A 13,129-nucleotide genomic window follows, 5' to 3' on the forward strand; every position below is an offset into this window, starting at 1 on the left:
AAAAGGAATGCAAATCGCCATGTTACTACCCTGGCTAATATTAATTCCCTTTATCGGTGGGTTCCTGTGCTGGCAGACCGAACGCTTTGGCGTGAAGATGCCGCGCTGGATTGCGCTGATCACCATGGGATTGACGCTTGCGCTTGGCCTGCAACTCTGGTTGCAGGGCGGCTACTCTCTGACCCAGTCCGCAGGTATTCCGCAGTGGCAGTCTGAATTCATTCTGCCGTGGATCCCGCGTTTCGGTATCACCATTCACCTGGCGATTGATGGTCTGTCGCTGCTGATGGTGGTGCTGACCGGTCTGCTCGGCGTTCTGGCGGTACTGTGCTCCTGGCGAGAAATCGAAAAATACCAGGGCTTCTTCCACCTGAACCTGATGTGGATCCTGGGCGGCGTTATCGGCGTGTTCCTTGCCATCGACATGTTCCTGTTCTTCTTCTTCTGGGAGATGATGCTGGTGCCGATGTACTTCCTGATCGCGCTGTGGGGCCATAAGGCGTCCGACGGTAAAACGCGTATCACGGCGGCAACCAAGTTCTTCATCTACACCCAGGCGAGTGGTCTGGTGATGTTGATTGCCATCCTGGCGCTGGTGTTCGTGCACTACGACGCGACCGGCGTCTGGACCTTCAACTATCAGGACCTGCTGAAGACCCCGATGTCCCACGGCGTTGAATATCTGCTGATGCTGGGCTTCTTCATCGCGTTTGCGGTGAAAATGCCGGTGGTGCCACTGCACGGCTGGCTGCCGGATGCGCACTCCCAGGCACCAACGGCCGGTTCCGTTGACCTGGCGGGTATCCTGCTGAAAACCGCAGCCTATGGCCTGCTGCGTTTCGCCCTGCCGCTGTTCCCGAATGCCTCCGCAGAGTTCGCCCCGATTGCCATGTGGCTCGGTGTGATCGGTATCTTCTACGGGGCCTGGATGGCCTTCACCCAGTACGATATTAAGCGTCTGATTGCCTACACCTCCGTCTCCCACATGGGCTTCGTGCTGATTGCTATCTACACCGGTAGCCAGCTGGCGTACCAGGGGGCGGTGATCCAGATGATTGCCCACGGCCTGTCCGCAGCCGGTCTCTTCATCCTGTGCGGACAGCTGTATGAACGTCTGCATACCCGTGACATGCGTCAGATGGGTGGCCTGTGGAGCAAAATGAAATGGCTGCCAGCGATGTCGATGTTCTTCGCGGTGGCTACCCTGGGGATGCCGGGCACCGGTAACTTCGTCGGCGAATTCATGATCCTGTTCGGCAGCTTTAAAGTGGTGCCGGTGATCACCGTGGTCTCGACCTTCGGTCTGGTGTTCGCTTCGGTTTACTCGCTGGCGATGTTGCACCGCGCTTACTTCGGTAAAGCGAAGAGTGAAATCGCTGCCAAAGAGCTGCCGGGGATGTCGCTGCGCGAGCTGTTCATCATCCTGCTGCTGGTCGTACTGCTGGTGCTGCTGGGCTTCTATCCGCAGCCGATTCTGGATACCTCGCACTCCGCGATGGGTAACATCCAGCAGTGGTTTGTTAATTCTGCTTCTACTACAAGGCCGTAAATCGCCATGACAATAACTCCACAACAACTGATTGCGCTGCTACCGCTGCTGATCGTCGGATTGACGGTGGTGGTTGTGATGCTCTCCATTGCGTGGCGACGCAATCACTTCCTGAATGCCACGCTGGCGGTTCTGGGTCTGAACGCTGCGTTAGTCTCCCTCTGGTTTGTTGGCCAGGCGGGGGCGATGGATGTCACTCCGCTGATGCGCGTTGACGGCTTCGCCATGCTGTACACCGGGCTGGTGCTGTTAGCCAGTCTGGCGACCTGTACCTTTGCTTACCCGTGGCTGGAAGGCTACAACGACAACAGAGAAGAGTTTTATCTGCTGGTTCTGATTGCCGCCCTCGGTGGTATTCTGCTGGCGAATGCGAACCATCTGGCGGCGCTGTTCCTCGGTATTGAGCTGATCTCTCTGCCGCTGTTCGGCCTGATTGGTTATGCTTTCCGTCAGAAGCGCTCTCTGGAAGCGAGTATCAAGTACACGATCCTGTCTGCTGCTGCGTCGTCCTTCCTGCTGTTCGGTATTGCGCTGATCTATGCTCAGTCCGGGAACCTCTCCTTCATGGCGCTCGGTAAGAGCCTCGGCGACGGCATGCTGCACGAGCCGCTGCTGCTGGCGGGTCTGGGCATGATGATTGTTGGCCTCGGCTTTAAACTCTCTCTGGTGCCGTTCCACCTGTGGACGCCAGACGTTTACCAGGGCGCGCCGGCACCGGTATCCACTTTCCTGGCGACGGCGAGCAAAATCGCTATCTTCGGCGTGGTGATGCGTCTGTTCCTGTACGCACCGGTAGGCGAGAGCGAAGCGGTGCGGGTGGTGCTGGGTATTATTGCCTTTGTCTCCATCATCTTCGGTAACCTGATGGCGCTGAGCCAGACCAATATCAAGCGTCTGCTCGGTTACTCCTCCATCTCGCACCTGGGCTATCTGCTGGTGGCGCTGATTGCGCTGCAAAGCGGCTCCATGTCGATGGAAACCGTGGGCGTTTACCTGGCCGGTTATCTGTTCAGCAGCCTTGGCGCGTTCGGCGTGGTAAGCCTGATGTCCAGCCCGTACCGTGGCCCGGATGCGGATTCACTGTTCTCCTACCGTGGTCTGTTCTGGCACCGTCCGATCCTCTCTGCGGTGATGACGGTGATGATGCTCTCCCTGGCGGGTATCCCGATGACGCTCGGCTTTATCGGTAAGTTCTACGTGCTGGCCGTGGGTGTGCAGGCGGGTCTGTGGTGGCTGACGGCGGGTGTCGTTATCGGCTCCGCGATTGGTCTCTACTACTACCTGCGCGTTGCCGTGAGCCTGTACCTGAGCGCACCTCAGCAGCTCAACCGCGATGCGCCAGGCAACTGGCAGTACAGCGCCGGTGGTATTGTGGTGCTGATCTCTGCGCTGCTGGTACTGATCTTCGGTATCTATCCGCAGCCGCTGATTACCATCGTGCAGCACGCGATGCCGCTGATGTAGAAAACAAAAAACCCGCCTCGGCGGGTTTTTTATTGCCGGGTGGCCCTGCGCTTACCCGGCCTACGATCGTAGGCCCGTGCAAGCGAAGCGCCGCCGGGCATCAGGCCAGCTGCTTACGACTAATCAACGGCCCATCAATCTTCTTCGTTGAACGCTCCAGCACCTCTTCAATCACCGATGACAACTCGTTCAGTTCAAACTTCGCCACATAGCCATCGGCTTTCACCTTACGGATATGGTCTTCGTTGGCGTTGCCGGACAGGGAAGAGTGGATCACGACCGGAATGTCTTTCAGGATCGCATCGGTTTTGATTTTGCGCGTCAGGGTAAAGCCGTCCATCTCCGGCATCTCGAGGTCGGTCAGCACCAGGGCGATCTTATCGGTGATCGGCACTCCTTCCGCCTGAGCCTGTGCCGCGAGAACGCCAATCTTCTCCCACGCCTCTTTGCCAGTGATATGCATCAGCGCCGGGATCGCCATCGCCTGCAAGCCTTTCTCCAGCATCGAGCGCGCCACTTTGGAGTCTTCCGCCACAATCGCCACGGCACCCGGCTTGATGTTGAACTGGGTGGTCTTCAGGTCGGTGGCATGCAGGTCGTGATTGGCCGGGGTGATGTCATACAGGATCTGCTCCACGTCCAGCACCATCGCCAGATCGTTGGTATCGGTCTTCTCGTCCAGACAGGCAATGCTGGTGATGTAGCGTCCGCTGACCGCGGTTTCCGCTGCGTGCACCTGCTTCCAGTCCAGTCGCATAATGTTTTCGACCGACTCGACGGCAAAAGCCTGCACGCTGCGGGCATACTCGGTGATCAGCAGAATGTTCAGACCCGTTGTCGGCTTGCAGCCTGCCACGGCGGCGAGGTCAATGACCGGGATCACCTGGTCACGAATATTAACCATCCCCATCAGGGGTGACTTCATGCCCGCCGGTTTGGTGAACGCTGGCATAGGCACAATCTCGCGAAGCTTAAAGACGTTGATGCCGAACAGCTCAGATTTGTTTTCGTTCATTGAGGTGCCGAGACGGAACAGCAACAGCTCAAAACGGTTCGACAGGGTCAGATTTGCCCTGTCATCAATGTCTTTCTGGAAATTATCCATTCTACCCTCGAGTGAAAAATACCTGCCTGTTAGGGGTTATCGGCAGACTCGGGGAAAACCAGAGCATTAAACACGCATCGCGGCAAAATCTTCTGCCAGCTGACAGTCGGCAAACAGGGCGCGGCACTCTGCCAGCAGCATGGCGCAGCCCTCTGCGTCATAGCGGGAGCTGACATGGGTAATGACCAGTTTCTTGACCTGCGCGTCGCAGGCAAGCCTGGCCACCTGACGCGTTGAACTGTGACCGCGGCTGTTGGCCTTCTCCTCCATCGCGGCCTCAAGCGTGGCCTCATGCACCAAGAGATCGACACCCTGAGCCAGCGCGAGGGCGCTCTCGCAGGGGGCGGTATCGCCGAAAATAGCCAGCTTCTTGCCCGGGCGGGGCGGGGAGAGATAGTCTGCGCCATCGATCGTCCGTCCATCGTCGAGCGTGATGCGTTCCCCGCGCTTCAGCTGCTGGAACAGCGGGCCAAAAGGCACCCCGGCGGCAACCAGCGCTGCGCCATCCAGCGCGCCGGGTTTATCGTGTTCCTCAATGCGATAGCCGTAACACTCCACAGGGTGATTCATCGCCGCGGCGGTCACGGTATATGCCTCATCGCTGAACACCACCCCGGCGCTTATCTCGACAATCTCGAGGGGATAATCGGTCCAGGATCCGCTGATGCGCAGGCTTGTTTCGACAAACTCACGGATGCCGGATGGGCCGTAAATAGTCAGCGGATGGATATTGCCCGCCATCGAGCGGCTGCACAGCAGCCCCGGCAGACCAAAAAGGTGATCGCCATGCAGATGGGTAATGAAAATTTTATCCAGCTTGCCGGGATGGCTGGCGGTGCGCAGCAGCTGGTGCTGGGTCCCTTCGCCGCAGTCAAACATCCACAATCCGCCGCGGGTCGGGTGCTGTAAATCCAGCAGAATTGAGGTGACGTTGCGCGTACGGGTCGGCACGCCAGCGGATGTTCCTAAAAAAAGCAGCTCCATAATGCATTCAGCCTCTGTGCCGGGGACGAAAAGTCATTAGTATAACGGCTACCGACACGATAAGGAGACCCTGATGATCCAGTGGCAAGATCTGCACCATAGCGAGCTGACCGTTCCTGTTCTCTACGTTTTACTTCAGCTGCGCTGCGACGTCTTTGTGATGGAACAAAACTGCCCTTACCAGGACATAGACGGCGACGACCTGGTGGGTGAGAACCGCCATATCCTCGGCTGGAAAGATAACCAGCTGGTGGCTTATGCGAGGATTCTGAAAAGCGACGACGATTTTTCCCCCGTTGTGATTGGCCGGGTGATTGTCAGCGGTCAGGCCCGGGGCGAAAAACTGGGTTATACCCTGATGGAGCAAACGCTGCGCTCCTGCGAAAAGCACTGGCCGAACAAGGCGTTATACCTGGGTGCACAGGCGCATTTGCAGGCGTTTTATGCCCATTTTGGCTTTGCGCCGGTGACCGATATCTACGATGAAGATGGCATCCCGCATATCGGAATGGCCAAAGAGACGGAACAAGCGTAGCAGGCAGAATCGGCAGGGATTGTCTATAGTTAGCGGACTGATGCAACCACAAGGAGAAAACTATGTCCTTCCAATCTTCGGAAACGCATGTTGATGATGATCTGACGCTGTTAAGTGAAACGCTGGAAGAAGTCCTTCGTTCTTCAGGCGATCCGGCCGATCAAAAGTACATTGAGCTGAAGGCGCGTGCCGAACAGGCGCTTCACGACGTGAAGACGCGCGTGAGCCATGCGTCGGATACTTACTATTATCGCGCTAAAAAAGCGGTCTATCGTGCAGACGATTATGTCCGTGAAAAACCATGGCAGGGTATTGGAGTAGGTGCCGCCGCCGGTCTGGTGCTCGGTCTGCTGCTCGCCCGCCGTTAATTCAACACGCACGCTTCTCCCTGCCAAATCGTGGGTACTGCTTTTTCAGGCAACTACCCCGTATAATGTGAGGTTTTTGAGCCGGGAGAAGTTCGCGTGCACTCGATTTCCACCGCACTGGCAGGTCTTTGGCACCAGTTAGCAGACGATTTTCCTGATGCGCCTGGTCTGCATCACCTTGATGTCTCCTTTGCGCTCAACGACGCGTTTGACCCTCTCGCCTGGCTGAATGCCCAGCAGATTTTTCCTCAGTTCTACTGGCAGCAGCGTAACGGCGATGAAGAGTACGCCGCGCTGGGCGCGACCAAACACTTCTCCTCTCTCTCTGCCGCCCGCCATTTTTTGCAGCGTTATCCGTACTCTCCTGACCTTCGGGCGGTGGGTGTGAATGCATTCGATCCGCAGAAGGGCAACCTGTTCCTGCCGCGTCTGTTGTGGCAACGCCACGGCGGAACCGCGACGCTGCGGCTGATCCTCTGCAGCGCCACCTCGCTGAAAAATGATGCGCAATGCGCGCGCGAATTCATATGCTCCCTCCAGGAGAGCCAGCCCGTTGACGCGGTTGTCCAGCCGGTAGTGAGCGAAACCCAGCGGCCTGAGAAATCCGCCTGGCTGGCGTTGGTCACCCGGGCAACCGACGCCATTGCCCGGAGGGAGTTCGATAAAGTAGTGCTGGCCCGGGCAACGGATCTGCAGTTCAGCCAGCCGGTCAACCCTGCCGCCCTGATGGCCGCCAGCCGTCGGGTCAATTTCCAGTGCTACCACTTTTTTATCCGTTTTGATGCCAGCAACGCGTTTCTCGGTTCGTCGCCGGAACGACTGTGGCGGCGACGCGGAACCCTGCTGCGCACCGAGGCGCTGGCCGGTACGGTCGCCAGCCATCCGGATGATGCACAGGCCGCCCACCTGGGCGACTGGCTGATGCATGACGATAAAAATCAGCGCGAAAATATGCTGGTGGTGGAGGATATCTGCCAGCGCCTGCAGCGCGATGGCGGGGTGCTTGACGTCCTGCCGCCGCAAATTGTGCGCTTGCGTAAGGTCCAGCATTTACGCCGCTGTATCTGGACCGAGCTGCAACAGCCGGACGATGAACAGTGCCTGATGCGGTTGCAACCTACCGCGGCCGTCGCCGGTCTGCCGCGACACATTGCGTGGGAGTTTATTGCCCGCAATGAACCTTTCGATCGGGAGTGGTATGCCGGTTCCGCAGGATATCTGTCATTAGCGCAAAGCGAGTTCTGCGTGGCGTTGCGCTCGGCAAGCGTACAGGGGAGCTGCGTGCGCCTGTACGCCGGGGCGGGGATCGTCAGTGGTTCCGACCCGGAGCAGGAGTGGCAGGAGATTGAAAATAAAGCCGCCGGACTGCGCTCTCTGCTCCTAAAGGATTAATACTGAGTCGTACTTACCCGACTCATATCAAAATTACATCTTTTCCTATTATTTATACTACGTCGTAATATTGATACCGGACAATTCCATGTCAGTGAGTTCCTTTAACCGGCGCTGGGCGGCGGTGATCCTTGAAGCCCTGACCCGCCATGGCGTCAGGCACGTTTGCATCGCACCCGGCTCGCGTTCAACGCCGCTGACCCTGGCTGCTGCGGAGAACCGCGCCTTTATTCATCACACTCATTTTGATGAGCGCGGTCTTGGGCATCTGGCGCTGGGGCTGGCAAAAGCCAGTAACGCCCCGGTGGCGGTGATTGTCACCTCCGGTACGGCGGTGGCGAACCTCTATCCGGCACTGATTGAGGCCGGGCTGACCGGTGAAAAACTGGTCCTGCTGACGGCAGATCGTCCCCCGGAGCTGATCGACTGCGGCGCAAACCAGGCCATTCGCCAGCCGGGGCTTTTTGCCTCTCACCCCACGGAAACGCTCTCCCTGCCGCGCCCGACCCGGGACATTCCCGCTCGCTGGCTGGTTTCCACGGTGGATAATGCCCTGGGCGCGCTGCGTGCGGGCGCGCTGCACATTAACTGTCCTTTTGCCGAGCCGCTGTATGGCGAAATGGACGATACCGATATCGGCTGGCAGCAGGCGCTGGGCGACTGGTGGCGGAGCGATAAACCCTGGCTGAGCGCCCCGGCAGAACTCTCAAGCCCTAAACAGCGCGACTGGTTCTTCTGGCGGCAAAAACGCGGCGTGGTGCTCGCAGGCCGGATGAGCGCTGCGGAAGGAAAACGGGCGGCGGAGTGGGCGCAAACCCTCGGCTGGCCACTGATTGGCGACGTACTCTCCCAGACCGGGCAGCCGCTGCCGTGTGCCGATCTGTGGCTCGGCAATGCGAAAGCCGTCACCGAGCTGGAACAGGCGCAGATTGTGGTCCAACTGGGGGGCAGTCTGACGGGGAAACGGCTGCTGCAGTGGCAGGCCACCTGCACGCCGGAAGAGTACTGGCTGGTGGACCCGCGGGAAGGTCGGCTGGATCCAGCCCACCATCGCGGTCGTCGGCTGGTGTCAAACGTGGCCGACTGGCTGGAACTGCATCCGGCGGAAAAACGCGCCCCCTGGGCCGCGGCGATCCCGGAGCTTTCCCGCCAGGCCTGGCAGTTGACGGCGCAACACAGCGAAGCGTTTGGCGAGGCGCAGCTGGCGCACCAGATTCGTCGCTATCTGCCCGAACAGGGGCAGCTGTTTGTCGGCAACAGTCTGGTGGTGCGTCTGATTGATGCGCTTTCACGCCTGCCGGCAGGCTATCCGGTCTTCAGTAACCGGGGTGCCAGCGGCATTGACGGGCTGATCTCCACCGCAGCTGGCGTCCAGCGCGCCAACGCCCGGCCGACGCTGGCTATTGTCGGCGATCTGTCGGCGCTATACGATCTCAACGCCCTGGCGCTGTTACGCCAGGCCTCGGCGCCCTTTGTGCTGCTGGTGATTAACAATAACGGCGGGCAGATTTTCTCCCTGCTGCCGACACCCCAGAGTGAGCGGGAGCGCTTCTATCTGATGCCGCAGAACGTGCAGTTTGAACATGCCGCGGCGATGTTCAGCCTCCGCTATCAGCGCCCGACGAACTGGGCCGAGCTGGAGACCGCCCTGAATACGGCGTGGAGCAAACCTCGCGCAACGCTTATCGAAGTGGTGGTTAACGACAGCGACGGCGCGCAGATGCTGCAGAGCCTGCTGGCGCAGGTAAGCCATCTATGATCCTGCAGGGGACGCACTGCGCCGGCGCGCCAGGAAAACCCTGGCTGGTGTTCCTGCACGGCTTTTCCGGCGATCGCCGTGAATGGCAGCTGGCAGGAGAGAGGCTGGGTGACTATCCCCGGCTGTATCTCGATCTGCCGGGACATGGCGAATCGGCGTCCATTGCGGTGAGTGATTTCAGCGATATGAGTCGTCTGCTGAATCGCACCCTTATTAGTTACAACATACTAACTTACTGGCTGGTGGGGTACTCCCTCGGCGGCCGCATTGCGATGTATCACGCCTGCCAGTGCCCAAAAGGGCTGCAGGGGCTGATTGTTGAAGGGGCGCATCCGGGGTTACGAGATGACCAGGAAAGGGTAAGCCGCCGCGCCTCAGATGCCCATTGGGCCGCGCGTTTTCGGCATGAACCCTTAGAGGTGGTGTTTGCCGACTGGTATCAACAGCCGGTCTTCGCTTCGTTAACCGACGTGCAGCGTCAGGCGCTGGTGGCCCTGCGCAGCCGCAACAACGGCGCGACCCTGGCCGCGATGTTGCAGGCAACTTCCCTGGCCGAACAACCCGATTTACGGCCTGCGCTCGCTGAGGGCGTGACCCCTTTTTTCTATATGTATGGCGAGCGGGATGAGAAGTTCAGGGCGATTGCCCGGGAACTGCCCGCGACAGGCCATCAAATTTCCCATGCCGGACATAACGCCCATCGGGAAAATCCCGATGCGGTGGCCGAGCGTCTGGCTCAGATACTCCGTCTACCCATAAAGGACACTCTATGATCTACCCTGATGAAAACATGCTCTACGCACCGGTGGAATGGCAGGACTGCTCCGAAGGTTACACCGACATTCGTTACCACAAATCGGCGGACGGCATCGCCAAAATCACCATCAACCGTCCCGAAGTGCGTAATGCGTTTCGTCCGGTCACCGTCAAGGAGATGATCAATGCTCTGGCGGATGCCCGTTACGACGACAACATCGGCGTGATTGTTCTCACCGGGGAAGGCGAAAAAGCCTTCTGCGCCGGGGGCGATCAGAAAGTGCGCGGCGATTACGGCGGATACCAGGATGACTCCGGCGTACACCACCTGAACGTGCTCGACTTCCAGCGCCAGATCCGCACCTGCCCGAAACCGGTGGTGGCGATGGTTGCTGGCTTCTCCATCGGCGGGGGCCACGTGCTGCACATGATGTGCGACCTGACGATTGCCGCAGAGAATGCCATCTTCGGCCAGACCGGCCCGAAAGTCGGCTCCTTCGACGGCGGCTGGGGTGCCTCCTACATGGCCCGCATCGTCGGTCAGAAAAAAGCGCGTGAGATCTGGTTCCTGTGCCGTCAGTACAACGCTCAGGAAGCGCTGGATATGGGCCTGGTTAACACCGTGGTGCCGATTGCCGACCTGGAAAAAGAGACCGTGCGCTGGTGCCGTGAGATGCTGCAAAACAGTCCGATGGCGCTGCGCTGCCTGAAAGCGGCGCTGAACGCCGATTGCGACGGCCAGGCTGGGCTGCAGGAGCTGGCGGGCAATGCCACCATGCTGTTCTACATGACCGAAGAGGGTCAGGAAGGACGTAACGCCTTCAACGAGAAGCGTCAGCCGGACTTCAGTAAATACAAACGGAATCCGTAATGCGCAGCGTACAGATCTACCGCTGGCATCTACCGATGGACGCGGGTGTGGTGCTGCGCGAACGGCGGTTAAAAACCCGTGACGGTCTGTTCGTTCATCTGCAGCAGGGCGATCGGCAGGGGTGGGGAGAAGTCTCCCCTCTGCCGGGCTTCAGCCGCGAATCGCTGGGGGAGGCCGAAGCCGCCCTTCGGGCGTGGACCCTCGCCTGGCGCGATGGCGAAGCGCCTCTGCTGCCCGGTCTGCCTGCGGTGGATTTTGGCATCAGCTGCGCCCTGGCGGAGCTCGAGGGTTCCCTGCCGGAAGCGGCTGACTATCGTGCGGCGCCGCTCTGCACCGGGGATCCTGACGAACTTTTTGCCGTGCTCGCCGCTATGCCGGGCGAGAAGGTGGCGAAGATCAAGGTGGGTCTGTACGAAGCGGTGCGCGACGGCATGGTGGCGAATCTGCTGCTGGAGGCTATTCCGGATCTGCGTCTGCGCCTTGATGCCAACCGCGCCTGGACCCCACTGAAAGCGCAGCAGTTTGCGAAGTATGTGAACCCGGTCTACCGGGACCGCATTGCCTTTCTCGAGGAGCCCTGCAAAACGCGGGCGGACTCGCTGGCATTTGCCCGGGAGACGGGGATCGCCATCGCCTGGGATGAAAGCCTGCGCGAAGACGATTTCGAATGGGTTGCCGAGCCCGGCGTTCGCGCGGTGGTGATCAAACCCACCCTCACCGGCAGTATCGCGAAGGTGCGTAAGCAGGTAGAAGCGGCCCACGCCCTCGGGCTAACGGCAGTGATCAGCTCCTCGATTGAGTCGAGCCTCGGCCTGACCCAGTTGGCGCGGATTGCCGCGCAGTTCACGCCGGATACCGTTCCCGGCCTGGATACCCTGAACCTGATGCAGGCCCAACTGCTGCGTCCGTGGCCGGGCAACACCTTGCCGTGCCGGGATCGCGAGGCGCTGGAGCCGCTGCTATGACCTTTTCCGACTGGCCGTGGCGGCACTGGTGTGCGCGCAAGGCTGAACAACCGGCGCTGCGGCTTAACGGCGAATGCCTGACCTGGCGCGAACTCTGCCAGCGTATCGATGCGCTGGCGAGCGGTTTTGTCCAGCAGGGAGTAAGGGAGGGGGATGGGGTAATGCTGCAGGCGCATAATCATCCCGACACGCTGCTGGCGTGGCTGGCGCTATTACAGTGCGGGGCGCGGATCCTGCCGGTGAACCCGCAGCTGCCCCGTTCCGTGGTGGAGATCCTGCTCCCGCCCCTGACGCTGCGCTTTGCGCTGGTACTCAATGGCGAGGGCGGTTATGCCAGCCTGTCAGCCCTGAAAATGGATCGGCAGCAGGGGAGTACCGGCGCGGCCTGGCAGCCTGAACGGCTGGCGACCATGACCTTAACGTCGGGTTCGACGGGGCTGCCGAAAGCGGCGGTGCACACCTGTGCCGCCCACCTTGCCAGCGCTGAAGGCGTGCTGGCCCTTCTGCCCTACGCCGGGGAGGATGACTGGCTGCTCTCCCTGCCGCTGTTCCATGTCTCCGGGCAGGGGATCCTGTGGCGCTGGTTGCTGGCGGGTGCCCGCCTGACCGTCTGTGAAAAACAGCCTCTGGAGCAGATGCTGCGGGGCTGTACTCACGCCTCGCTGGTGCCGACGCAGCTCTGGCGCCTGCTCATCGGTGAGGACGAAGTGGCGCTAAAAGCGGTGCTGCTGGGTGGCGCGGCGATCCCGGGGGAGTTAACCCTGCGGGCTGCCAGCCGCGGCATTCGCAGCTGGTGCGGCTATGGTCTGACGGAGTTTGCCTCCACGGTCTGCGCCAAAGAGGCGGATGGTCAGGCGGATGTCGGCTATCCGCTGCCAGGCCGGGAAGTAAAGCTGGTGGAGGGGGAAGTGTGGTTAAAGGCCGCCAGCATGGCCAGCGGCTACTGGCGTGATGGCCAGCTTGTCCCCGTCGCCAATGCGCAAGGCTGGTTTGCCACCCGCGATCGCGGTGAGATAGTGGACGGACGCCTGACGATCCTCGGTCGCATGGATAACCTCTTTTTCAGCGGTGGGGAAGGGATCCAGCCGGAAGAGCTGGAGCGGGTGATCGGCACCCATCCTCAGGTCAGTCAGGTGTATGTCGTTCCCCTCGATGACGTCGAGTTTGGACAGCGGCCTGTGGCGGTCGTCGAATGCGAAGCGGGAGTGGATATCGCGCAACTGCCACACTGGGTTGGCGATAAGCTGGCACGCTTTCAGCAGCCGGTGCACTGGCTGGTCCTCCCGGCCGAACTGAAAAATGGCGGAATTAAGATCTCCCGCCGCGCCCTGCAACAGTGGGTTCATCAGTCGTTGAAAGGCTGATTTGCGAGCCTGCTCGG

Annotated in this window: 12 protein-coding genes; 10 read left to right on the forward strand and 2 right to left on the reverse strand. The window is 60.0% G+C overall.

Annotation, left to right across the window (positions count from 1 at the left end):
• Positions 1–19 precede the first annotated feature (19 nt).
• Positions 20–1,549, forward strand: a complete 1,530-nt coding sequence (nuoM, locus tag M8318_RS15855; protein ID WP_262663475.1) for an NADH-quinone oxidoreductase subunit M — start codon at positions 20–22, stop codon at positions 1,547–1,549.
• A gap of 6 nt (positions 1,550–1,555) precedes the next feature.
• Entirely contained in the window at positions 1,556–3,013 is a 1,458-nt protein-coding gene (nuoN, locus tag M8318_RS15860) for an NADH-quinone oxidoreductase subunit NuoN (RefSeq protein ID WP_106996019.1), read from the forward strand.
• 100 nt (positions 3,014–3,113) lie between these two features.
• On the opposite strand, the gene M8318_RS15865 is transcribed toward nuoN, so the two are convergent.
• A complete protein-coding gene (locus M8318_RS15865) occupies positions 3,114–4,118 on the reverse strand; it encodes a chemotaxis protein (RefSeq protein WP_262663476.1) in 1,005 nt (334 codons plus the stop codon).
• A 66-nt stretch (positions 4,119–4,184) separates the two neighbouring features.
• Positions 4,185–5,102, reverse strand: a complete 918-nt coding sequence (gene rnz, locus M8318_RS15870) for a ribonuclease Z (protein ID WP_262663477.1) — start codon at positions 5,100–5,102, stop codon at positions 4,185–4,187.
• A gap of 73 nt (positions 5,103–5,175) precedes the next feature.
• On the opposite strand from rnz, the gene M8318_RS15875 reads away from it, so the two are divergent.
• The 8 genes from M8318_RS15875 (at position 5,176) to menE (ending at position 13,112) form a co-directional block, all read left to right on the forward strand.
• Positions 5,176–5,637, forward strand: a complete 462-nt coding sequence (locus M8318_RS15875) for a GNAT family N-acetyltransferase (protein ID WP_262663478.1) — start codon at positions 5,176–5,178, stop codon at positions 5,635–5,637.
• Between the two features lie 62 nt (positions 5,638–5,699).
• Entirely contained in the window at positions 5,700–6,005 is a 306-nt protein-coding gene (gene elaB, locus M8318_RS15880; RefSeq protein ID WP_106995417.1) for a stress response protein ElaB, read from the forward strand.
• A gap of 96 nt (positions 6,006–6,101) precedes the next feature.
• A complete protein-coding gene (gene menF / locus M8318_RS15885) occupies positions 6,102–7,397 on the forward strand; it encodes an isochorismate synthase MenF (protein WP_262663479.1) in 1,296 nt (431 codons plus the stop codon).
• A gap of 88 nt (positions 7,398–7,485) precedes the next feature.
• Complete coding sequence (gene menD / locus M8318_RS15890) at positions 7,486–9,156, forward strand: 2-succinyl-5-enolpyruvyl-6-hydroxy-3-cyclohexene-1-carboxylic-acid synthase (RefSeq protein WP_262663480.1); 1,671 nt, start codon at positions 7,486–7,488, stop codon at positions 9,154–9,156.
• The gene (gene menH / locus M8318_RS15895) at positions 9,153–9,929 is read left to right on the forward strand and encodes a 2-succinyl-6-hydroxy-2,4-cyclohexadiene-1-carboxylate synthase (RefSeq protein ID WP_262663481.1); all 777 of its coding nucleotides are present in this window, start codon (positions 9,153–9,155) and stop codon (positions 9,927–9,929) included. Before menD ends, menH begins: the two co-directional genes overlap by 4 nt.
• Complete coding sequence (gene menB / locus M8318_RS15900; protein WP_106995413.1) at positions 9,926–10,783, forward strand: 1,4-dihydroxy-2-naphthoyl-CoA synthase; 858 nt, start codon at positions 9,926–9,928, stop codon at positions 10,781–10,783. The genes menH and menB overlap by 4 nt, the downstream gene beginning before the upstream one ends.
• Positions 10,783–11,748: an o-succinylbenzoate synthase gene (gene menC / locus M8318_RS15905; protein WP_262663482.1), complete on the forward strand. Its 966-nt coding sequence runs from the start codon at positions 10,783–10,785 to the stop codon at positions 11,746–11,748. The genes menB and menC overlap by 1 nt, the downstream gene beginning before the upstream one ends.
• Positions 11,745–13,112, forward strand: coding sequence for an o-succinylbenzoate--CoA ligase (gene menE, locus M8318_RS15910; protein WP_262663483.1), 1,368 nt, complete (start codon positions 11,745–11,747; stop codon positions 13,110–13,112). The genes menC and menE overlap by 4 nt, the downstream gene beginning before the upstream one ends.
• The last annotated feature ends 17 nt before the right edge of the window (positions 13,113–13,129 follow it).

Origin of the sequence: Leclercia tamurae, from assembly GCF_025566055.1 — a bacterium.
In the GTDB taxonomy this organism is placed as follows: domain Bacteria; phylum Pseudomonadota; class Gammaproteobacteria; order Enterobacterales; family Enterobacteriaceae; genus Enterobacter; species Enterobacter tamurae.